The sequence below is a fragment of the Clostridium sp. chh4-2 genome (assembly GCF_002899675.1).
In the GTDB taxonomy this organism is placed as follows: Bacteria; Bacillota; Clostridia; order Lachnospirales; family Lachnospiraceae; genus CHH4-2.
In genome coordinates this window covers 37,458-59,269 of the sequence record NZ_PKUU01000019.1, presented here as the reverse complement: position 1 = coordinate 59,269, position 21,812 = coordinate 37,458, and the positions used below count along the sequence as shown (strand labels likewise).

At 45.8% G+C, this 21,812-nt stretch carries 20 protein-coding genes and 1 riboswitch; of the genes, 1 reads left to right on the top strand and 19 read right to left on the bottom strand.

Features of this window, described 5'->3' with window-relative positions; translation table 11 throughout:
* Window positions 1-12: 12 nt before the first annotated feature.
* The 17 genes from C0033_RS18470 to C0033_RS18390 form a co-directional block, all read right to left on the bottom strand.
* Complete coding sequence (locus C0033_RS18470; RefSeq protein WP_103229376.1) at window positions 13-1,539, bottom strand: hypothetical protein; 1,527 nt, start codon at window positions 1,537-1,539, stop codon at window positions 13-15.
* A gap of 162 nt (window positions 1,540-1,701) precedes the next feature.
* Window positions 1,702-2,301 carry a hypothetical protein gene (locus C0033_RS18465; protein WP_103229375.1) on the bottom strand — a complete coding sequence of 200 codons (600 nt, stop codon included), beginning with the start codon at window positions 2,299-2,301 and terminating at the stop codon, window positions 1,702-1,704.
* A gap of 52 nt (window positions 2,302-2,353) precedes the next feature.
* Window positions 2,354-2,956, bottom strand: coding sequence for a signal peptidase I (locus C0033_RS18460; RefSeq protein WP_103229374.1), 603 nt, complete (start codon window positions 2,954-2,956; stop codon window positions 2,354-2,356).
* Between the two features lie 143 nt (window positions 2,957-3,099).
* Window positions 3,100-3,185, bottom strand: a riboswitch (cyclic di-GMP riboswitch).
* Window positions 3,186-3,282: 97 nt separating this feature from the next.
* On the bottom strand, window positions 3,283-4,098 hold the full coding sequence (locus C0033_RS18455; RefSeq protein ID WP_103229451.1) for a response regulator: 816 nt from the start codon (window positions 4,096-4,098) through the stop codon (window positions 3,283-3,285).
* A gap of 501 nt (window positions 4,099-4,599) precedes the next feature.
* Window positions 4,600-5,733 (bottom strand): M20/M25/M40 family metallo-hydrolase, encoded by a 1,134-nt coding sequence (locus C0033_RS18450; protein WP_103229373.1) that lies wholly within the window; start codon window positions 5,731-5,733, stop codon window positions 4,600-4,602.
* A 176-nt stretch (window positions 5,734-5,909) separates the two neighbouring features.
* Window positions 5,910-6,308: an ATP synthase F1 subunit epsilon gene (gene atpC / locus C0033_RS18445; protein WP_103229372.1), complete on the bottom strand. Its 399-nt coding sequence runs from the start codon at window positions 6,306-6,308 to the stop codon at window positions 5,910-5,912.
* 11 nt (window positions 6,309-6,319) lie between these two features.
* Window positions 6,320-7,711 carry a F0F1 ATP synthase subunit beta gene (gene atpD / locus C0033_RS18440; protein ID WP_103229371.1) on the bottom strand — a complete coding sequence of 464 codons (1,392 nt, stop codon included), beginning with the start codon at window positions 7,709-7,711 and terminating at the stop codon, window positions 6,320-6,322.
* A gap of 35 nt (window positions 7,712-7,746) precedes the next feature.
* The gene (atpG, locus tag C0033_RS18435; protein WP_103229370.1) at window positions 7,747-8,604 is read right to left on the bottom strand and encodes an ATP synthase F1 subunit gamma; all 858 of its coding nucleotides are present in this window, start codon (window positions 8,602-8,604) and stop codon (window positions 7,747-7,749) included.
* Window positions 8,605-8,629: 25 nt separating this feature from the next.
* Window positions 8,630-10,132: a F0F1 ATP synthase subunit alpha gene (atpA, locus tag C0033_RS18430; RefSeq protein WP_103229369.1), complete on the bottom strand. Its 1,503-nt coding sequence runs from the start codon at window positions 10,130-10,132 to the stop codon at window positions 8,630-8,632.
* A gap of 30 nt (window positions 10,133-10,162) precedes the next feature.
* Complete coding sequence (gene atpH, locus C0033_RS18425) at window positions 10,163-10,711, bottom strand: ATP synthase F1 subunit delta (RefSeq protein WP_103229368.1); 549 nt, start codon at window positions 10,709-10,711, stop codon at window positions 10,163-10,165.
* Window positions 10,699-11,214 (bottom strand): F0F1 ATP synthase subunit B, encoded by a 516-nt coding sequence (gene atpF, locus C0033_RS18420; RefSeq protein ID WP_103229367.1) that lies wholly within the window; start codon window positions 11,212-11,214, stop codon window positions 10,699-10,701. The genes atpH and atpF overlap by 13 nt, the downstream gene beginning before the upstream one ends.
* 37 nt (window positions 11,215-11,251) lie before the next feature.
* Complete coding sequence (gene atpE, locus C0033_RS18415) at window positions 11,252-11,512, bottom strand: ATP synthase F0 subunit C (RefSeq protein ID WP_103229366.1); 261 nt, start codon at window positions 11,510-11,512, stop codon at window positions 11,252-11,254.
* 59 nt (window positions 11,513-11,571) lie between these two features.
* Window positions 11,572-12,273 (bottom strand): F0F1 ATP synthase subunit A, encoded by a 702-nt coding sequence (atpB, locus tag C0033_RS18410; protein ID WP_103229365.1) that lies wholly within the window; start codon window positions 12,271-12,273, stop codon window positions 11,572-11,574.
* 30 nt (window positions 12,274-12,303) lie between these two features.
* Window positions 12,304-12,702 (bottom strand): ATP synthase subunit I, encoded by a 399-nt coding sequence (locus tag C0033_RS18405; protein WP_103229364.1) that lies wholly within the window; start codon window positions 12,700-12,702, stop codon window positions 12,304-12,306.
* The gene (locus C0033_RS18400; protein ID WP_103229363.1) at window positions 12,686-13,042 is read right to left on the bottom strand and encodes an AtpZ/AtpI family protein; all 357 of its coding nucleotides are present in this window, start codon (window positions 13,040-13,042) and stop codon (window positions 12,686-12,688) included. Before C0033_RS18400 ends, C0033_RS18405 begins: the two co-directional genes overlap by 17 nt.
* A gap of 245 nt (window positions 13,043-13,287) precedes the next feature.
* Complete coding sequence (gene pdxA, locus C0033_RS18395; protein ID WP_347501199.1) at window positions 13,288-14,349, bottom strand: 4-hydroxythreonine-4-phosphate dehydrogenase PdxA; 1,062 nt, start codon at window positions 14,347-14,349, stop codon at window positions 13,288-13,290.
* A gap of 32 nt (window positions 14,350-14,381) precedes the next feature.
* A complete protein-coding gene (locus C0033_RS18390) occupies window positions 14,382-15,650 on the bottom strand; it encodes a four-carbon acid sugar kinase family protein (RefSeq protein ID WP_103229362.1) in 1,269 nt (422 codons plus the stop codon).
* Window positions 15,651-15,824: 174 nt separating this feature from the next.
* Here C0033_RS18390 and C0033_RS18385 point away from each other — a divergent pair, with 174 nt between their 5' ends.
* The gene (locus tag C0033_RS18385) at window positions 15,825-17,627 is read left to right on the top strand and encodes a sigma-54-dependent transcriptional regulator (RefSeq protein ID WP_103229361.1); all 1,803 of its coding nucleotides are present in this window, start codon (window positions 15,825-15,827) and stop codon (window positions 17,625-17,627) included.
* Between the two features lie 181 nt (window positions 17,628-17,808).
* Here C0033_RS18385 and C0033_RS18375 read toward each other — a convergent pair whose 3' ends face one another.
* Together C0033_RS18375 and C0033_RS18370 are read right to left on the bottom strand one after the other, a co-directional pair.
* Window positions 17,809-19,146, bottom strand: coding sequence for a citrate:proton symporter (locus C0033_RS18375; protein WP_103229359.1), 1,338 nt, complete (start codon window positions 19,144-19,146; stop codon window positions 17,809-17,811).
* Window positions 19,147-19,243: 97 nt separating this feature from the next.
* Complete coding sequence (locus C0033_RS18370) at window positions 19,244-21,481, bottom strand: ATP-binding protein (RefSeq protein ID WP_103229358.1); 2,238 nt, start codon at window positions 21,479-21,481, stop codon at window positions 19,244-19,246.
* Window positions 21,482-21,812: the final 331 nt, after the last annotated feature.

The following is a 21,812-nucleotide window of genomic DNA, read 5'->3' as shown; positions in this document are numbered from 1 at the left end:
TATTCTGTCTCCTTACGATACAACCTGTTCAATCACGATATTTACAATCAGCCGGTATTCCAAATTATCGGCAGTACCAATTAAAGTATCATAAGCGTCATCGCCACCCTCATAGGGCCAATACCACTCTAAAAGATATTCCTTTTCCATTCCCGGATCTAATTTCACGGACGCTGAGGCCAGCTGCTCCGCCGTCAGCCATGTTTTACTGTCTCCGCACAAATACTTCCCTCCGGATTTCAGCCGGTAATGCAAAGGAAGCAAAAGCTGTTCCTTATCCGCCATGATTTTCATCTGATAAATGATTCCGTAAGTATTTTTATTGCTTACCAGAAATTCATAGGTCCCTTTCGATCCCGGCGCCAGCTTCCGGTCTTCGCCGACTCCCGTCCTGTCTGCGAATAAGCTGATAGTTGTATTCTGAGCCCAAACCGGTCCGCCCTTCTCCTGAACGCTGACATCTAAAGGGGCTTCCGGTTTTGTAGGCTGGGTCTCTGTCGGTTCCGGAGGTGTAGTCTCGGGCTCCGTTGTTTCGGGAGGTGTTATCTCTGGTTTCGTCGGTTCCGTTTCTGTCGGCTCCGGTTCTGTCGGTTCCTCCGCTTTTGTGGTTTCTGATTGGGATGGACGTGTGTTGGAAGAGCCTCCTGAATTATCTTCCCGGCCGCTTTCCGTATTTTTCCGGCTTTCAGCAGTTTCCGGCTGTTGGCTTTCCTGAGTCGGGGCGGTTTCCGGCTCTGTGGCCTGGGTTTCAGAAGGTTTCCTGTTGTTGGGATCTGTCTGCAGTTCCATTGGATGAGATTCTTCCGCCCGGCTTTGTTCCGGCTGCTTTATCTCCGGCTGAGTCTGAACGGATACATTTTCCTGGTTAACCAGACCTTCTCCTGATTCCGGCACTGCCGGCTCATTCTTAGGTTCCTGGGAAACGAGGACTTCCTTTTCTTCTCCTGAACTGTCCCGAAATGATTCTCCCGGCTTTCTGGTATATACTACCGGCTCTACTTTCATCTCTTTGTCATCGCTCAGCTGAATCTGAATATGCAGTTCTACGGTGTTTTCTGACACAGCCAGATGGACGGAACCAGGAACATTTTCCAACTGTCCAAAAGAAACGGCATTATCCCGGTTAATGCTGACCGCAATCTGGCTGAGAACCTGTTCCGACTCATCCAGCATGATCAGCTGGTGATTTCCAATATCCACTCCTTGAAAATGAAAAATCCCATCCGAATCTGTTGTGGTTCGCATGGGGTCACTATGCAGTTCCAGCAGCTGATTCGCACATGGAGTGCCATCTGCATTCAGAATCCGGCCGCTGAATTGAATATGGGTTTCATCTACCGTTTCCCCATTGGGCGACAAGATTATGGTATCCAGCATCTGCCCCCGCCTGTGGCCGCTGTCCTGGCCGATCCGGGTTCCTGCTATAAATGATGTGATGGACACAAATACCAGAAGTATCGGCAGAAATATCCACAACTTTCTATTACGGCGGCCATAACTGGAATTGGCATCGTATGGTCTTTTATTGTCCTCCGACATGTGAATCTGCCCCCTCTGTTTGTTTGGCTTTGTGGTGGTTGATGCAGTTTAGGTTGTTCAGCCTCCGGCAGGGAACAGCCGTGGTGGGTGCTGTGCTCTGCTGGGGGCTGAACCGCCGGGTAGGCGGTTCAGGGCTCCCTCGAAAATAAACTATATGATTCTTTATGATGCAGGTGTTCCTTCTGTCTTTATTAACTGATCTGCTGTCATAGTAACAGTAATTGTACCTGAACTTCCGTTCACGCCTAATGTTGTATCAGCTGTATCTATGGAATCTTTATTCCACTCCCAATATATATCAGCTGCTACCGGTGTACCTACAGCATCCAAGGCTACATCAGCCGAACTCACTGTTATTTTGCCACTCACAGGTGTAAGTTCTGTCTTCTTCTCGGCATCTGAATAAAACTTAATTGGCACACCAGTTAACGCTGAAGTATCAGCCTCAATCTTATAGCTATAGCCAACATCTGAACCCGTACCATCAATACTCAATTTAATTTCTCCGAATGAACCTGGCGCTATTTTACCGTCAGTTGTAGCCGCTTTATCATTCATATTTATCAAGTTAAAAGAAAAAGCGTCTCCCGCAATAGGATTAGTTCCTTCCTTCATAGCAATTTTCCATGCAGCAACCTGAGCCGTTCCCGTACCAATTGCAGTACTGGTATACTTCGCAAACGTCCCACCAACCAAACTACCAGTAACCAATGTCAACACCACTGCTGCCGCTCCGATTTTCCCAAAAATACTCTTCTTCATAATTCATATCCTTCTTTCTTTTTTTTATTTTTAATACTTACCTAAAACTTTCTCAACTTTTCTCAGCTCTAAGCCGTTCCAATTCCTGTTCCAGTTCTTTTGTCCTGGACAATTCTTTTCGATCTATCATTTTCCTTCGAACGATATCCCAAAGGATAAACAAGATCAGCGGACATACCACAAAGATAATCATACCCGAAGTGGTCTGCATGAACATTGCCGCTTTGCCTGCCCCGGCAATTCTCGTCTGGTAAATTCCTTCCACATCGGAAGGCTTTACCGAAGTCTGATCCGGGCTGTCGTTGGCATCACCCTGGGTGATATAGCGCACTTCCCCATTTTCCGATGTCACGTCTATGATGCGGTGGGTGATGACTGCATCTCCGCTTTTGTAAGCGATCACATCACCTTTCTGCAGGTTACCGGCATCCGTATTCTTCACAAATACCATGTCACCGGTCATGATTCCAGGCTCCATGGAACCGGACAGCACGATAAATGGTTTGTATCCCATAAAGTCCGGCACCTGATCCGGATGGATGTAAGACTTGGCAATCAAAGTCACATTGACCAGAAGCAGCGGAATAAATATCACGCACAGCAGTATGCTGACAGCAGTGATAATCTTCTGCAGCAAGGCACCCTTTTCCTTCATACCTTCATTCTCCTTTCTTTGGCACGCAAAAAAAGACAGTTCCGACCTAATCAGAACTGCCTGCAGCGTCTGCAAATAAACGCACTGCTACCATGCGTTTTATCTACGAACCGAATATAAGTCCTCCATTGGAGCACCCACATACGAGCAACTGGCTGTCATATCAATTTCTGATTTAGACCCTTTAGCTTTGCGTCACTGACTTTCATCAGCTTTGCCAAATATGTAATTATCATATTCTAAGTTTAACTTCTTATGTGCAACCGATCCGCAACTATTCCGCTCATTTTCATCGTATTTATACGCTATTTCATCATATTTTTACGTTATTCTGTTATTTCCAAATTATCTAATTTATTCAACTTCTGCAGCCAGGCATTCGTCTCCTCCGCCCAACTGTACTCAAACATATATTCATTGGCATATACGAACTCCTTATTGGAACGGTCACGCAAATACTCATAACAGTCACAAAGCACCCGATCCGGCATCACACAACACACGCCTCTCCGGTTATAAAATACATCCTGCATTCCGTATTTTTCCAGCACGCTTCGGATTCCGATCACCGCTTTTCGATAAAGAGCTTTGACCCGGTTGTCATAATCCCGGTCCGGCCACAGTTTATCCACGGCTTCGTCCATTCCGACTTCGCCTCCCATATGTTCCACACAGAGAGCCAGCAGTTCTTTGCTCTTAGCATTGGGGAAAATCACCAATTTTCCATCGATAAAAACGTCAAACCGCCCAAACGTGCGGATAAATATCCGCTTGTGCTGCCTTTTAGATAAAAGCTTTGCCCGGTTCAACGCGTCTACAATATCCTCTTCTTTATATGGTTTAATCACAAAATAATCCGCCTTGATCCGCAGCGCTTCCAATGTCCATTCACTGCTGCCGGTGACAAAAATTATGATCATCTCCGGATTAACTGCCCTCAACTTCTGAGCCAGCTCAATTCCATTCATAGAACCTAAATCCACTTCTAATAATGCAAAATCCACCGTATAATGAAGCGCATATTCCAGCGCCTCAGCAGGTTCCGTAAAGCTTCCGGCCAGATGAATTCCATCCATTTGCCGGCATTCCTCTTCCAGCTGTTTTGCAGCCTGCCTGTCACAATCTACTATAATTGTTTCCATACCCATTTCTCCACCTATAATTCCGGCATTTTTACCGAAATATTTATTTGCATGATGCGTGCCGGACTCCCTGCGGCACGCCAGCAATTCCATTTCATTTTACCATACACATCATTATAAATACATTTCAAAAGCCATATTACGTATTTATACGACAATGGTATTTTCTGGTATTTGTATTCTCTTTATGCGTTTTAAAGATCCCATAAACGCAGAACTCCCCTAAATTCAAAAACACCTGATTTAGAGCGTATTTTAGCAGCTAAAAAACGTTAATGTTTTAACGCATATTGCAAATCTCCCATTTATACCATAAAGTGAAACTCCTTATTCCTTGCTTTCTAACATCTTTTTTCCTTTAAATTTAATACGCAAGAACGCACACAGAAGAAGACTTATACCTCTGTGTGCGTTTGACATACAACATTATTTAATTGTAACTATTCTGAACAGTTCGATTTAATTAATAAAACTATACACGCCGTTTTTCAACATCTGCCATTAATCATTAAAATAACTCAGAATCAGATCAAAAGCGATCTTATATCCTGCATACAGACTGTCGGCAGAAACCCATTCTTCTCTCGTATGGGCCTTTCCCCCCTCATAAGTTCCCAGGCATACGCTTGGAATCCCCAAAGACAATGGAATGTTGCAGTCTGTGGAGCCGGATTTGAATTCAGGATCGATGCCGCTGTGCTCCAAAACCACTTTTCTGGCCTTTTGAAGAAGATTTTCATGCTTCTCAGGGTCCACGTCTCCCATACATGGGCGCTCACCCAGAAGTTCCACATTTACTGCAACTCCTTTAGCCCGGTATGCTTCCACAACGGCATTAAAATGGCGTTCCATAAATGCCAGATCCTCCGCCTCGTCGGACCGGAATTCATAGAGCATCTCCGCCTGCTGGGCGATTGTATTGATGGAAGTACCGCCGGAAATCTGTCCCACGTTATAAGTGGTCCGTCCCTTGTCCGGCACCTTCATGCAGTATAAATCATCGATCATGGAAGCCAGGTAAGCGATAGCATTGCGGTTGCCGAATGCCCCGTAAGAATGTCCGCCCTCTGTTAAAACCTCCACTCTGTAACGCTTTGAACCCACAGCCCGGTTGGTAACATTGTCCGTAGTCCCGTCAAATGAATAGAGCTCCTTAATTCTGCTTCCAAAAGTCTCACAGATCTTTCTGGAACCCTTTAAGTTTCCAAGCCCTTCTTCTCCGGAATTGGCAACGAATAAGATTCCGGCATCCTTAGGAACCAGATGATTCTTTGCCACATATTCGGCGGTCATCATCAGCGCGGCCAGATTGGCGGTATCGTCGCCGATTCCAGGAGCCAATATCTTTCCGTCCTCCACTTTCAGAGGAAGTTCCTCCATATCCGGGAACACTACATCGGTATGGGCCATAAACACCACAATCGGCTTGCCCTCTTCGCAGCCCACCGGGTAGATCACATTCAGAGCCTCATCTATGTATACGTGATCCGCTCCATGGTCTTCCAGCCATTTTTTACAGAATTCGGCCCGTTTCTCCTCGTGGTTTGATGGGGACGGGATTCTTGCCATGGTTAACAAAAGGTCATATGCCTCCTGCTTATGCTGGTCAATATAATCGATTACTTCTTTTTTCATCTTCTTCCTCCATTCCTATGCGTTTTAAACACGGCTTGCGCGCGCATATTTCTCTGTATATTGTACCGCATTTTTCCTTATAATGAAACAAAAATACCCACAAACTCCGCCCATCTTACCGGAAGCTCCGGCAAACGGGCAAAATCCATGGATATTTGTTTAACTTACTTTTCTCTTCATTTGGCTACCGTCAAACGAACGAGCGCACGTTTATAAGCCAGTTCCGCACGCATAACGTCAACCTCACCATTGGTTTCCTTAATGCGGCGTTCTGCCCTCACGCGTGCTTCTTCCGCACGGTTAATATCAATTTCATCCGGCCATTCCACAGTCTCAGCCATAACGGTTATCAACTCCGGAAGGATCTGAATGAATCCGGCATGCAGAGCAGCCCGTTTCACGTCATTTTCTTCGTGAATGGTCAAAACTCCGGGAGCCACGATGGCGGTCATCGGAATGTGATTCTTGTACACACCAATCTGTCCCTCAGTAGTGGTCAGTTCCACCATACTGACTTCGCCTTCATAAAATTTCTTATCAGGTGTGATAACCTGCAATTTAAACATATCAGCCATATACTTACCCCCTATTTCACACGGGCAAGAACGTCATCAATATTACCGGCATTCAAGAAATAGCTTTCCGGAACATCATCGTGTTTACCTTCCAGAATCTCTTTGAAGCCCTGTACTGTTTCGCTAAGAGGAACGTAACGTCCTTCCAAACCTGTAAACTGTCCTGCAACGAAGAAAGGCTGAGATAAGAATCTCTGGATCTTTCTTGCACGTGATACGGTCAGCTTATCTTCTTCAGAAAGTTCGTCCATACCTAACATGGCGATAATATCCTGTAACTCTTTGTATTTCTGCAGTACTTCCTGTACGCCGCGGGCTACTTTATAGTGTTCTTCACCTACGATACGCGGGTCCAGAATACGGGAGGTAGACTCCAGCGGATCAACTGCAGGATAGATACCCAACTCAACGATTGAACGGCTAAGAACCGTAGTCGCATCCAGATGGGCGAATGTATTAGCGGGAGCCGGGTCAGTTAAGTCATCGGCCGGCACATATACAGCCTGTACGGATGTGATGGAACCGTCTTTTGTTGAGGTGATACGCTCCTGGAGAGCACCCATCTCGGTCTGCAGGGTCGGCTGGTAACCAACGGCTGAAGGCATACGTCCAAGCAGCGCGGAAACCTCAGAACCGGCCTGAGTGAAACGGAAAATGTTATCGATGAATAACAGCACGTCCTTACCGCCTTTATCACGGAAATACTCAGCCATGGTAAGTCCTGTTAAACCAACTCTCATACGTGCGCCCGGCGGCTCGTTCATCTGACCGAATACCATGGTCGTCTTATTGATAACCCCTGATTCCGTCATCTCGTAGTAAAGGTCATTTCCTTCACGTGTACGCTCGCCTACACCTGTAAATACGGAGTATCCGCCATGCTCTGTAGCGATGTTACGGATCAGCTCCTGAATGAGTACTGTTTTACCAACACCGGCACCGCCGAACAGACCGATCTTACCACCCTTCTGATATGGGCAGAGAAGGTCAACGACTTTGATACCTGTCTCCAGGATCTCTGCTTCAGTCGACTGTTCTTCGAAAGTCGGAGCTTTTCTATGAATCGGAAGATATTCCTGTACCGTTGGAGCCGGTTTGTTGTCGATCGGCTCACCGAGAACGTTAAAGATACGTCCAAGAGTGTTCTCGCCGACAGGTACAGTAATTGGCGCGCCGGTTGCAATCGCATCCATATCACGTCTTAAACCATCGGTCGATCCCATGGCGATACATCTTACCGTATCGTCACCCAGATCCTGTGCAACTTCTACTACCAGAGTGGTTCCATCATCAGTCGGAACTTTAATCGCTTCGTTGATTTCCGGAATCTTTCCCTGGGAGAACTTGATATCAAGAACCGCACCGATGATCTGCGTGATTTTACCAATGTTTTGTTCTGCCATCTTGTTTCTCCTTGTCTTAAATTTTTACTTTACCATTATGAGATTGCATTGGCGCCGGCAATGATCTCCGTCAGTTCCTGAGTAATGGAACCCTGACGGGCGCGGTTGTACTGCAATCCTAAATCTTCTATCATCTCTTCTGCATTATTAGTTGCCGAGTCCATAGCCGTCATACGGGCGCCGTTCTCACTGGCAACTGCTTCGAGCAGAGCACCATAGATTAAACTGCTCATATACTTTGGAATAATGGAATCCAATACCTCATCCTCGTCCGGCTCATAATTCATGAGCGCCTGAGGTCCGCTCTGGGCATCCCCTTCTTCCATCTCAATCGGAAGAAGCTTCACCAGTTTCGGAATGTGAGTTACCGTATTCTTAAATGAAGTATATGCCAGATAGATCTCGCCGATCTGGTTCTGTCCGAACGCATCCAGAAGTTCCAATGTGATATCCGCCGCGTCGCGGTAGATCGGTTCATTGATTACATCTGAATAGTCGGCTTTTATTCCATATCCTTTGCGTGACAGACCGTCTCTTCCCTTACGCCCGATGGCGTAAACGAGAGTATTTTCAGCAGGAAGCTCCTCGCTTGAGGTTATCAGCTTAACGATATTGTTGTTATAGCCTCCTGCCAGACCTCTGTTGGAGGTGATGGCAATAACCGCTTTTTTCGGTGAATTTCCTGCCTTTAGATATTTGTGCTCAATGTTGCCTGATTTGGACAACATGGTGCTGATGGTCTGATACATCAAATCAAAATATGGTTTGGAACCTTCAGCTTTTGTCCTGGACTTTTGCAGTTTAACCGTAGATACCAGTTTCATCGCTTTCGTAATCTGTTCCGTGCTCTGAATACTTGCCCGTCTACGTTTTATATCTCTCATGGATGCCATGATTGTCACCTGCCTTGTCTAGGTTCTAGCGCTGTGCTTTACACTCATTGATCGCTTTAACTAATAACTCTTCCACATCAGCTTCCAGCTGTTTGCTCTCGCGGATCTTCTCCGGAATCTCCGGATATTTGGCGTCGATGAAACGGAATAAGTCTTTTTCAAATGCCTGAATATCTGTGGTAGGCACATCTAACAGGAACTTCTTGGTTACCGCATAGATGATGATTACCTGGTATTCTACAGGCATTGGCTGGTACTGAGGCTGTTTTAAAACTTCCTTAATACGCTCGCCCTGTGCCAGCTGTTCCGTTGTACTGGCGTCCAGTTCAGAACCGAACTGGGCAAAGGATGCCAGCTCGCGGTACTGCGCAAGTTCCACACGGATAGGAGCAGCGATCTTCTTAATCGCCTTGATCTGAGCCGCACCACCAACTCGGGATACGGAAAGACCTGCGTTGATAGCAGGGCGGAAACCGGAGTTAAACATCTCTGTTTCCAGGTAAATCTGGCCGTCCGTAATCGAAATTACGTTGGTAGGAATATAAGCGGAAACGTCGCCCGCCTGTGTCTCAATGATTGGCAGAGCAGTTAAGGAACCGCCGCCAAGTTCATCGGATAATTTAGAAGCACGTTCCAGAAGTCTGGAATGTAAGTAGAAAACGTCACCAGGATAAGCTTCACGGCCCGGCGGTCTCTTGAGAAGCAGGGACAGGGTACGGTAAGCAGCCGCATGTTTACTTAAATCATCGTAAACAACTAAAACGTCTCCGCCGTTCTCCATCCACTCTTCACCGATTGCACATCCTGAGTAAGGTGCAATATACTGAAGCGGAGCCAAATCGGATGCCGTGGACACAACTACGGTTGTATAATCCATAGCGCCGAATTCTTCCAATGTTTTAACAATCTGAGCAACCGTAGATGCCTTCTGGCCGATTGCAACATAAATACAGTGAACGCCCTGGCCTTTTTGATTGATGATTGTATCAATCGCAATAGCAGTCTTACCTGTCTGGCGGTCACCGATAATAAGTTCACGCTGTCCTCTTCCGATGGGGATCATGGCGTCGATAGCCTTGATACCGGTCTGTAACGGAGTATCAACGGATTTTCTGTCAATAACACCATGGGCAACACGTTCGATACGGCGGAACTTATCTGTCTGGATCGGTCCCTTGCCGTCAATCGGCTGTCCCAGTGCGTTTACAACTCGTCCTGTCAGGGCATCGCCTACAGGAACCTCAACTACTCGGCCGGTAGTTTTAACGATATCACCTTCACTGATGCTGGATGTATCACCTAAGAGAACGACACCAACGTTGTCTTCCTCCAGGTTGAGCACCATGCCGTAAACTTCTCCCGGAAACTCCAGAAGTTCACCCTGCATAGCTTTCTCCAGACCATGAATACGGGCGATACCATCAGAAACCTGGATTACAGTGCCTACGTCCGACACTTCGAGCTTCGTAGAATACTTACCAATTTGTTCTTTAATAACAGAACTGATTTCTTCTGGTCTCAAATTCATATTAAGGTTCGCACCTTCTTTCTGTTTTAATTAGGCAAGCTGAAGTTTTGACAAATCTCTCTTCAGCTCGTAAAGCTGGGTTTTAATACTGCTGTCAACCACTCTGTCGCCGATGCGGATAACAAGTCCGCCAAGCAGGGACGGGTCTACGGAATAGATCATCTCAAACTCCGTATAAACGGTTGTGGCCAGCAGTTTTTCTTTAATCTGAGCTTTCTGGCTTTCCTTCAGCTCCACGGCACTGGTAATGTAAGCGGTGCCGATCTTTTTATATTCCTTCACTCTGCCAATAAAATACTGGAAAATAGCAGGAATGTCATTCTGTCTTCCTTTTTCAACAATGATTGTTAAGAAGCCCATGAGTTCATTTGATACTTTACCGGAAAATATATTCTCCAGGATGGATATCTTCTCTTCCTTGACAATCTTAGGATGATTCAAAGTCCGTACAAGATCCGGATTTTCCTGAAAAATGACCTGCAGAGCAGACACTTCTTCATAAACAGTATCTATCATCTGCTTTTCCATGGCTGCTTCAAACAATGCATCGCCGTATACTTTTGATACTAGCTTTGCCATGTAGTCTCACCCATCTCCCTTAATGTCTCTTCCACTAAAGCATCCTGAACAGTAGTGTCAATGGATGCGGCAACCACTTTGCCTGCAATCAGGGAAGCAAGGTCAATTACTTCCTGTTTCATATCGTCTACTGCTTTCTTCTTCTCCATCTCGATCTCGCGGTTTGCCCGTTCAATGATTCTGACAGCTTCACCCTTGGCTTCATCAATGATCTCAGCTTCCCGTTTCTTCGCTTTCTTCCGCGCTTCTTCCAGGATTGCCTCTGCTTCTTTATTGATGTCTTTTAACTTCGCCTCATACTCAGCCTTCATCTCAGCTGCTGTTTTCTTATCCGTAGCAGCGTCTGCCAGCTCGCCGGCAATCTTCTGTCTACGTTTTTCCAGCACATCACGTACCGGATTAAACAGTAAATAGGACAACGCAAAAAACAGGATAAAGATATTTATTCCTGTGATGACCGCATCGGCCAACAACTGCGGATCAAATCCTATTAATCTATCCAAGGTCTCGCCTCCTTTTGCTGGTTATATTATTGTCTGATTAAGCGCCGAAAGGCTTAACAAACATTAAAATAATAGCAACGACAAGACCATACAGACCTGTAGTCTCGGCAACGGCCTGACCAAGTAACATGGTAGATGTGATATCGGATTTTGCTCCCGGGTTACGTCCTACTGCTGCTGCACCCTGTCCGGCTGCGATACCCTGACCTACACCAGGTCCGATACCGGCGATCATTGCTAAGCCTGCACCAATTGCTGAACATCCAAAGATAAAATCCTGTCCTGAAATACCATTCATATTAATTTCCTCCTGAATAATAATTTTTTAAATAAGTTGTTTTCCTTGTAAGATGTTCTTTATTCCATCTTATCATTGACATAAACCATAGTCAGCATACAGAATACGTATGTCTGAATACATCCTGAGAATAAATCACAGTATACATGAAGTGCTGCCGGAATACCGATCTTAACAAAAATCGGCATCATGCCGTACCATAATCCCATAATGATAATACCTGACAACAGGTTTGCAAACAAACGAAGTGATATAGATATCGGGTTTGCAAATTCACCGATCAGGTTGATCGGGAATAAAATCGGTATCGGCTCAAATAAGCTGGTGAAATGCCTGAATTTTCTGTTCTTAATACCCTGGTAGTTTACAATGAAGAATGTAAACATACCTAACAGAAATGTTACGGCAAAATCTCCCGTCGGCGCCCGCAGCCCAAACAATCCGCTCAGGTTGCAAAACAGTATGAACAAGAAAATGGTACCTATATAATTCATAAACCGTTTTGCGTTTGTTCCCAGAATTCCTTTTGTCATGCCTTCCAGCATCTCTAATGCATATTCCAACATATTTTGGAATGTGCCCGGGACGTCGGTGGCGTTTTTCATCGTCCGTCTTGCAAATAATGCAAATACCAGCAATGTGATAGTAATTATTGTCAACCCAACGGTTGTCGTAGACAGCCACAATTCCTGTCCAAATAATTCATACTGGACTACTCCATGAATCATGAAATCTGCTTCATTGGAGATCATCATTCCCATACACCGTCCTCCTTTCTTTTAGTTGTGCCCTCAATGCTTATCAAAGGCTTTATGAATGAACGGCTGAAGATAGGCTCCAGCTTTGAGGCCCAAAGCCCCGATGATGAATGCCACTATATTGATCTGGGGAATCCGCCAAAAAACAAAGATTAAGACTACAATTACCAGCTTTCTCAGCATGGAGTGCACAACCGTAGTCTTGTTTGCATAACTTTCGTCTCCCGTATCCAAAACACGTTCTGTGATGACGGCCATGTGAATCAGCATGGCGATATCAATAATTAAGCCGCAGAACAATCCCAGAATCACCGTAAATAACGGTGCGCCCAATCCAGGACCAATCACTGCCGCCCCAATTCCCAATATCACCTCATAAATCACAACTCCAACCGACATCTCCAGAATCAGATTTTTAGTTTCCCTGCTCATCTTCTTCCTCCCTGTCCGTCTTTTCCGCCATCTGTGCTTCCTTTCTGACACGGCTTGGCTGCTTAGGCTTACTTACTTCCACACGGTTTGTTCTTTCAGGCCGGTTCTGACGTTCCCTTTCGTCATCCCGCTTCTCCGCCTCCAGAGTTTTAACCGCAAGTACATAAGCGCATCTGCCGCCTGCCATGGCTCCAATGATAATCAAAAAAACCATGGACTTGGTGCCAAACCAGGAATCAATATAGTAACCCGCCAAAGTACACAAAAAGATAGGAGTAAGCACGCTGAGCCCCAACTGGGTTACCATAGCCAGGCTTCGGAACACACTTTTTTTATACATCCGGACTCCTCCTCTTTCTATACTTCCGCGCATATACGTCTTATTATAACCAATGTTTTTCATTTTGTCCATTATTCATGATAATTTCCATATTCTTTTAGGAAAGGTGTACAATTACGATTTCTTTGTATATTATTTTTATGATAAATTTATAACGAACTTACCGTTGTATGGAAATTATGGAATAAAAAAAGGAAACCTGACGGGATTATTTTCCGTTAAATTTCCTTTTTTATTCATCCTGGTTAGTCCGGAATCCGGTCCGCCTTTTTTGACGCGGCCAGTTTTACCGCGTAATCAATGGCATTTACCAGGCTCAGCTCATTGGCCGTTCCGAGCCCCGCCTGGTCAAATGCGGTTCCATGGTCCACGGAAGTCCGTATGATCGGCAGTCCCAGTGTGATGTTGACCCCTGCAACAGCTTCCCATTTTCCCTGCTGCTGGTCATATACAAATCCTACCAGTTTCAGCGGAATGTGGCCCTGATCGTGGTACATTGCAACTACAATATCATACCAGCCGCCTCTGGCCTTTGAAAATACGGTATCCGGCGGAACCGGCCCTTCTGCGCAGATGCCCTCTTCCTTTGCCGCTTCGATTGCGGGAATGATCTCTTCAATCTCTTCCCTTCCAAACATTCCGTTTTCTCCGCTGTGGGGATTCAGCCCGGCCACCCCTATTCTGGGATTTTCAATTCCAAGATTTCTCACCGCCTGATCCGCAATTCTGATAACCTCCAGCACCCGGTCTTTTTTCACGCGGTCACAGGCTTCTCTGAGGGAAACATGGGTGGATACGTGAACCACGCGGAGATTTTCATGAGCCAGCATCATGGTGTATTTTTTCGTTCCCGTAAAATCCGCATAGATTTCCGTATGGCCTGAGAAGTGATGGCCTGCCAAGTTGATGGCCTCTTTGTTCAGGGCATTGGTCACCGTGGCATCCACTTTGCCTTCCATCGCCAGGCGGATCACTTCTTTCACATATTGAAACGCGGCCTCACCGGCCGCTGCCGAAACCTTACCAAGTTCCAGTCCCTTTAAATCGGCCAGGTTTTTGTCGTATACATCGATTGCGCCGTACTCATAACACGCTTCCGACAGCTCCTGGACCGGATGGATTCTGATCTCCTTTTTTTGTACAATGGCCGCCGCCTGCTCCATCACCGCCGCATCCCCGATCACCAGCGGCCTGCACATTTTATATATCCCGGGATCGGCCAGGGCTTTTACCGTAATCTCCGGCCCAATCCCGGCCGGATCTCCCATGGTGATTCCAATTACTGGTCTTTCATCCGTAAATTCCATCATTCTTATACCTCGCTTTTTATTCTTTTCTTTCAGTTTTTAGCTTTCTTCCGAGCAATCTGATCCGCCAGGTCAGCCAGTAATGTCTCATTGCCAAAACCACCGGATTTTGTGATGATGTTGTGAAATTCTCCATCCATTTTATAGGAGGACAGGACGATTCCGGGAGCCAGTTCGCAGACCGGAGTGATTTCGTTAACCTCAATCTGTTTCATGAATCCCATCAGCGAATCGCCTCCGGTAATCATCACCGTGCATTCCACGCCCTTCTCCATAAAGCGTTTCAGAACATAGCCCAGATTGGAGGCGATCTCTTTTCTCATCATCTCACTGCTCATATTCTTCATTTGGGCATATGATGAAGTTTCTCCGCCGTCGGCCAAATCATTGGTATCGATGATGCAGCGTCCGGTATCTTTCAATATCTTCATCCAATTTTCGATTGCCGCTTCTCCTTCCGGCGTCTTCAGATATCCTTCCTTCAACTTTTGTTCCGGCGTCATGCGGATTCTGGTAAATCCGCATGTTTGTGCATAATCCAGCTGTTTTTGTGTCACCGGGTTCACGCTCCCGCACATTACCAGAAAGTTTTCATTCAGACATGGCATCACCGGCTCCTTGCCTCCGAGTTTTAGAAGGGACGGAAGAGCCGAGGCCAGCCCCGCGCAGCCTGCCGCCACATGCAGTTTTCCATTTTCCGTCAATTTTCTGCCAATCGCTTCCAGTTCCTCGTCCTGCTCCGCATCATACAGTATGATGGATGGAACCGCAGGTGACAAAAGTTCATGATGTGCATCGGACAAAAGCACCGGAACACCGCTCTGCATCCCGATAATCCCAGTCACATCCGAAGTGATTACAGGCTCAAATGGGTCCTTCCCAAATACGCTTTCATGAACCGGAACGCCATCTATGTAATGAATTCCTTTTTTTGTGATCCGATGCATCTTAGGGAAAGCCGGGATAAAATGAAGCGCCTGTTCGCCCGATGCGTCCAACGCAGCCGCCAGCTCGCTTCCGATATTTCCCCTCAGGCCGGAATCCGTTTTTTTGATGATACATTCCACCCCCGCCGCTTTTGCTTTCCGAACGATCTCATAAACGGCCTTGTATGCCTCTGCTGCAGTCATATGCCTGCTTTCTGCATTGACAACCAAAACCTCTTCTTTGCATTTCCCCATATAGTCAAAATCCTGTTTATCTCCAGTTACAACATTCGTAACAGCCCCTTTTTCTGCCAGTTTCACTCCGGTATCCAGCGCGCCGGTAAAATCATCAGCTATGATCAGCAATTTAATCATATAGTACCCCCTTTATATGATCTCATTTTACTAAATTGCCGTGTTTTCCTCAATAAACCAAACACGCATATTCGTTTTATTTTGCAACATATTTTTTATTAAACTTTATTTTTTATATTCGGTATAGTAAAATAGTTTTATATTGAAACATTCGTTTAAAAAAGGGGATCAGCTATGAACAATAGAAAAATCAGGATCTTAGGAATTGCTCCTTATGAGGGAATGAAAACCACCATGCAGAAACTGGCGGCCGGACGTGAGGATCTGGAACTGGATGTCTATACAGGAAACCTGAATGAAGGGGTTGAAATTGCAAAGCAGTATTTTAACACCAATTATGATGTGATCATATCCAGGGGAGGAACCGCGGAACTGATCGAAACCACCACCTCCATACCGGTTGTGGAAATCTCCCTTTCCGTTTACGACATGTTAAGGGCGCTGAAATTGGCGGAAAATTATTCCGACCAGTATGCCATTGTTGGATTTTCTTCTATCACCGACAGCGCCCATCTGCTCTGTGACCTTCTGCAGTATGATATGGATATCATCACGCTTCACAGCGGCGATGATGTACAAGCCGTACTGAAATCATTGAAGAAAAAAGGATGCCGTATGGTTGTCTGCGATATGATTACCAATACTACAGCCAAGAAGCTGGGACTCAACGCAATCCTGATCACATCCGGGGAGGAAAGCATACAAGCTTCTTTTGATATGGCGGTGAAATTGAGTCAAAGTTATGCGGGCATGCGGGAAGAAAATATTTTCCTCAATGCAGTTATACAAGGCAACGATACGGTTACTGCCGTTTTCGATTCCACTGATGCGCTTCGTTTCTCTACATTTGAAAAAAGCGGCCTGAATATGGCGGACAGCGGAAAACTACTTCGTTTTCTGAAAAAGGAATTATCCCTGTCTAAAACTGTGGATGAACGGAAAATTGTCAAAACAATAAATGGAATCTCCTATTCGATAGTCAGCCGGAATATCCATACCATGTCCGCTGAATACACCGCTTTTTATGTCCGTGAAAGCACCGTTTCTCCGGCCTCTAAACGGCGCGGCATCACGATTTCCGGCAAAATAGAGGAGGAAGAAAAGCTGGCCGGCAGCTTCTGCGGCATCACAGGGATCGGCGGCGAACTGGCGTCCAGGATTCAGCAGATGAGCCTGAGCAGCCAGCCTGTTGTGGTAATCGGGGAAGAAGGGACGGAGCATTCCTATGTAATCCGCAGCCTGTACTGTCAAAGTCCGCTGAGCAATAATCCGATCATCTCCATCGACTTTGCCCTCTGCGATGATAAGGGCTGGGATTTCCTGATGCACCGCTATAATTCGCCATTTACCGACAACAACAATACCATCGTCCTGAAAAATATCCAGGTACTTCAGGAATCCAAACAACAGCAGCTTTTATCCGCTGTCAGGGACACTTCTCTATACCGCAGAAATCGTTTGTTCCTCACCTGCATCTGCGGGCCCGGCGGGGAGGTTCCGGCTGTGGCTATGGAATATATTAAAACATTGTCCTGTTTAAGCGTCACGCTTTTGCCGCTCCGCAAACGGCTGCCGGAACTTCCCGATATGATAAGCCTTTATCTCGGAGCGCTGAATATGGAGATGGCAAAGCAGGTAATCGGACTGGAGGACAGGGCGATGGAGCTGATGAAGTCGTATCACTGGCCTTTCAATTATGCGCAGTTGGAACGTATTTTAAGAGAATTGGTTGTGATTACGGTGAAACCCTATATACAGACGGCTGATGTGGAGGAGGTTTTAAAGCGGGAAATGGCTGATACCGGCGAGGGTACGGCTGAGATAGGCAGCGTTGGGATCGATATGGGGAAAACGTTGGATGAGATTAATCAGGATGTGATTCAGATTGCGCTCAGGGAGACCGGGGGGAATCAGAGTGCGGCGGCGAAGCGGCTGGGGATCAGCAGGACTACGCTTTGGAGGCTGCTGAAGAAATAGGGGGGTACGCACGGAATCGGGAGGCGGAGCCGGAAGAGAACGGTCTGAGGGGGAATCCGGCTCCGCCTCCCGATTCCATGCTGGTTTTCGCTGACCTGATAAAAAACAACAGCTTAGAAAGAAGGAACCACCTAGGCACTACGGCCTGGGTGATCCCTTCTTTCTAGCTAAAATATACATATTAGATACTAATAATTCCGAACAAAATTCCGCAGATCAAGCAGATAATACTAACTCCCCAAATCCAGAAGAAGCAGTTCTTAATATGATCTTTGATCTCAACTCCCGCAAGGCCGACACCCAGGAAGGTTGCCGGTACAACCGGGCTGATAAAGGTTGCGAAGTTCTTACAAACAACCATTGCGATACCTGTCTGAAGAGGATCAACTCCAAACTGGCTGCCTACTTCGATCAGGATTGGCAGAAGGCCGTAGAAGTAAGAGTCTGTGTTGAAAATAAGCGCACATGGTACGGAAAGCACACCGATGATGAGCGGCAGGAATCTTCCCAGTGAGTGAGGGATAAAGGATGCCAGCACGATTGCCATCTGATCCATAATTCCGCTGTCTTCCAGGATTCCTAAGAATACGCCGGCTGCAAGGATTGTGGATGCCATCATAAGGGCCGGAGCCGCATGTGAGTTAATGATCTTTTTCTGCATTTTGGAGCCAGGATAGTTAACAAGCAATGCCAGTACGCAGCCGATCATGAAAATGTAATAAGCCGGCATTGGAGCAAAAATCAGTGTAATTACAATTGCTAATGTTAAAATAACGTTGAATGCAAATAATTTCGGTCTTGCAAGTTCATTTTTCTGCTCTTCACTCAGGCTTTCTTCATCGCCTTCACCATAGTCTACCACACGTGTGCTGTTTAAACCTGCACCCGCTTTTTTCTCTACAATACCCCAGAAGATTGCTGTTGCAAAAGAGATAATAATTCCAACAATCTGCATTGGGATCAATGATACCCAAAGAGCATTTGCTTCAATTCCCAGAACAGATGCGGTTCTCATGGTAGGTCCGCCCCATGGAAGCAGGTTCATAACGCCCATTGCTGTAACGCAGATCATCAGCAGGGTGGTCGGTCTCATTTTTAACTTCTTGTAAACAGGAAGCATTGCCGGGATCGTAATCAGGAAGGTGGAAGCTCCGCCGCCGTCTAAGTGTCCGATCATAGCGATTAAACATGTCATAACTGCAACGCCGACTACATTGTGTCCTACCCGTTTCATCAGCACATTGATAATACGGTCAAACATGCCTACGTCGGTCATAATTCCGAAGAATAGCACGGAAAAGATAAATAAAGACGCGGTCGAATGTACGCCCTTAACACCAGCTCCAATGAAGTCCCCTACTTCTTTTACGCTGTAAGTTCCTGTAAGGATTAATACAATTCCGGTAACAGTTGTAACGCCTATAAATGCCAGTGACGGTACGGTTACGTTTTTAAGTAACAGAACGATGATCATAATAATTGTTGCAAACCCTAAAAGTGCAAGCATTGTTTCATTCATTTCTTGTTCTCTCCCCTTTGTTATTTTCTTAAATGAAGTATAACAAGGGAACCTTAAAACAGCACTTTTACCATCTTAATATTTATTAACGTTAGCCTTAAAATACGTTAAGGTTTCTGAGCACCTCTAATATAGAAGCAACAGACACCGGCTTTTCAACGTAAGCTTCTATAATTCCTTTCTGTTTTGCCTCTAAAATCTCTTTTCTGATCTTATCAGTCATCACCAGCTTTATCATATGAGGATATTTCATGCGGACGGACATGCAGAAATCGATGGCGCTGGTATCTGCCAGATAATCATCTATGGCCATCACATCGTAATATTCCGTTTCCAAAGCTTCCAATGCTTCCCGGCTGTTTACCGCTCCGGTCATGGAAAGATTGATCTTCTTAAAGTTCTTTTCCAGAAGCTTCAGCACTTTGGCATTGTCGTCCACAATCAGAATCTTTTTCCGTCCCTGAACCGATGGAATCTCCTGTTCCGTCTCACTGAGGGCATTTTCATTAACCGGAAGGAATATGTGGAAAATGCTTCCCTTTCCCTGCTCGCTTTCCGCATAGATGTAGCCTTTATGGGAATGGATAATCTGCTCCACTAAAGACAAACCAAGGCCCGTGCCCTTACCATTTTTCTTCGTGGTAAAAAATGGGTCAAAGATCTGTTCCAGTACATCCTGATTCATTCCGCATCCCGTGTCTTTAAAATCAATCTGAACAAAATATTTCCACATATCGGAAACCGTGCTGCCCAAGGGCAGATTCAGCAGGTCTTCTCTCGGCACTTTTTCCCCGCTCACAGTAATCTGCCCGTCTTCATGGCCGATAGCATGAATCGCATTTACGCAGATATTTAAAATAACCTGATTCATCTGGGTTTCATTGCCTAAAATCCACTCGGTATCGAATTTTGTCTCATCCAGCAGGCTTACATTGGACGGACAGACGGAATGAACCATTTTAAGAGCCCGTTTCATCATCTGTTTCACGGAAATGGCTTTATAGGCCGTTTCCATGTTCTTGCGGCTCAGGGAAGAAATCTGCCGGATAATCTCTTTGGCCTTGACAGCCGCATCATAAATCTCCGCCACATCCTCAAAATACTCCGAATCTTCCGGCAGCTCGGCCATCATCAGATCCGCATACCCCATAATCGGGGTCAAAAGGTTGTTAAATTCATGCGCAATTCCCCCGGTCATGGTGCCCATAATCTGCAGTCTCTGCTGGTGGGCGATGATTTCCTCGCTTCGCTGGGTTTCTTCCAGAATTCCATTTAATTCTTTCAGATATGCGATCTCTTCCGAATCCTTCTGACGCTGAAACAGCAGCCTTACAAAATACCCCGCCGCCGCCAAAATGGCCAGGAACATCACGAGGAGCAGTGCGATGATCCTGATATATCCGTTTGCGATCGGCACATAGATGTCATTGTAGTCCATAACTGCGCTGATAATCAGGAAATCACTGCCGATCATCGCCGGTGTATACGCGGAAATTTTCTTAACCCTCGGCAGACTGCTGTCAGCCCACCAATAGGATATGTACTCGGAAACCCCGCTTTTTCCCTGATACTGATTTTGAAGCATATGTTCCAGGCTTTTTAAGTCCTGAACATTGTACATGGCCTTTCTGTCCCCGACAGCATCTATTCCCCTCTGCTCCGGCACCGGATGCATCAAAATGATTCCGGCCGAATTTTTAACCATAATATATCCATTGGTTCCCAGCTTAATATCGGAAATCAAGGTATTAAAATAACGGTCAGCGTCGATAACCTGGCTGATTCTGTCTCCGGATTCCAGCTCCTTTCCCAACAGGAAATAGATATTGCCGTCATTTCCCCTGCACTGGGTCATCTGGATTCCATTTCCCATATCTGTTATGGCAAACTTCTTTTCAATCTCAATCCCAAGGGTATTTCTGGTCACTGTCCCGTCTTTTTTGCTGACTATGATGCCTGTCACAAAGTTTTCCTGCTCATCAATATATTTTTGGAACATTTGATCTTTAAAATGCTTCATCTCCGGGTGTTTGGAAGTTTCTTCCGCCACCATGCAGAGCTGGTTCAGATCGGCGGCATTTCTCTCCAATGAGATTTCCATGGTTTTGGCAACTGATTCGGAGGTCAGCAGCATCTGATTCTTCTGCTGGTTGATTACAGTCATCTTATAATCATCCCAAATGCTGATTCCAATCACAACCAAACCGGCATTCATCAATATCCAGAGCAAAACGATCGCCCATACGGCTTTTTTCTTTGCCATTATGGATACTTTCTTTTTTATCTCTTTCTTTTCTATTTTGTTCTTTTCTGTTTTGATTTTTTCTATTTTCATATATCACCTTGCCCGTTCCTGCATTTGTAGCATTTTGTCATTTTGCGGATACCTCTGTTTGTAACAGTTCATCCTTCCCATACCTGCACCGGGTCCGGCCGTTTCCATAGCCGTTCCTATGACTTTGCAGGGTATTAGCGATTCTTAATGCGCAGAATTTTTCGTTCAAGGGAAATGTCCATCTGTTTGAGCGGAGCGAGTTTGGACATTTTTCTTGGTTTTTAGAAAAATCCTGCACATTTAGAATCGCTTATGCCCGAAACCGGAATAGGAACGGCTATGGAAACGGCCGGACCCGGTGCAGGTATGGGAAGGATGAACTGTTACCTCC

Bases quoted from the DNA above. Each gene is read 5' to 3' on its own strand.
- atpC (WP_103229372.1), bottom strand. From the start codon at position 6,308: ATGGCTGATATGTTTAAATTGCAGGTTATCACACCTGATAAGAAATTT.
- C0033_RS18460 (WP_103229374.1), bottom strand. From the start codon at position 2,956: ATGAAGGAAAAGGGTGCCTTGCTGCAGAAGATTATCACTGCTGTCAGC.
- atpH (WP_103229368.1), bottom strand. From the start codon at position 10,711: ATGGCAAAGCTAGTATCAAAAGTATACGGCGATGCATTGTTTGAAGCA.
- C0033_RS18405 (WP_103229364.1), bottom strand. From the start codon at position 12,702: ATGAGCAGGGAAACTAAAAATCTGATTCTGGAGATGTCGGTTGGAGTT.
- C0033_RS18470 (WP_103229376.1), bottom strand. From the start codon at position 1,539: ATGTCGGAGGACAATAAAAGACCATACGATGCCAATTCCAGTTATGGC.
- atpB (WP_103229365.1), bottom strand. From the start codon at position 12,273: ATGGGAATGATGATCTCCAATGAAGCAGATTTCATGATTCATGGAGTA.
- atpG (WP_103229370.1), bottom strand. From the start codon at position 8,604: ATGGCATCCATGAGAGATATAAAACGTAGACGGGCAAGTATTCAGAGC.
- atpA (WP_103229369.1), bottom strand. From the start codon at position 10,132: ATGAATTTGAGACCAGAAGAAATCAGTTCTGTTATTAAAGAACAAATT.
- pdxA (WP_347501199.1), bottom strand. From the start codon at position 14,349: ATGGAATTTACGGATGAAAGACCAGTAATTGGAATCACCATGGGAGAT.
- C0033_RS18385 (WP_103229361.1), top strand. From the start codon at position 15,825: ATGAACAATAGAAAAATCAGGATCTTAGGAATTGCTCCTTATGAGGGA.
- C0033_RS18465 (WP_103229375.1), bottom strand. From the start codon at position 2,301: ATGAAGAAGAGTATTTTTGGGAAAATCGGAGCGGCAGCAGTGGTGTTG.
- C0033_RS18390 (WP_103229362.1), bottom strand. From the start codon at position 15,650: ATGATTAAATTGCTGATCATAGCTGATGATTTTACCGGCGCGCTGGAT.
- C0033_RS18375 (WP_103229359.1), bottom strand. From the start codon at position 19,146: ATGAATGAAACAATGCTTGCACTTTTAGGGTTTGCAACAATTATTATG.
- C0033_RS18455 (WP_103229451.1), bottom strand. From the start codon at position 4,098: ATGGAAACAATTATAGTAGATTGTGACAGGCAGGCTGCAAAACAGCTG.
- C0033_RS18370 (WP_103229358.1), bottom strand. From the start codon at position 21,481: ATGAAAATAGAAAAAATCAAAACAGAAAAGAACAAAATAGAAAAGAAA.
- C0033_RS18400 (WP_103229363.1), bottom strand. From the start codon at position 13,042: ATGTATAAAAAAAGTGTGTTCCGAAGCCTGGCTATGGTAACCCAGTTG.
- atpE (WP_103229366.1), bottom strand. From the start codon at position 11,512: ATGAATGGTATTTCAGGACAGGATTTTATCTTTGGATGTTCAGCAATT.
- C0033_RS18450 (WP_103229373.1), bottom strand. From the start codon at position 5,733: ATGAAAAAAGAAGTAATCGATTATATTGACCAGCATAAGCAGGAGGCA.
- atpD (WP_103229371.1), bottom strand. From the start codon at position 7,711: ATGGCAGAACAAAACATTGGTAAAATCACGCAGATCATCGGTGCGGTT.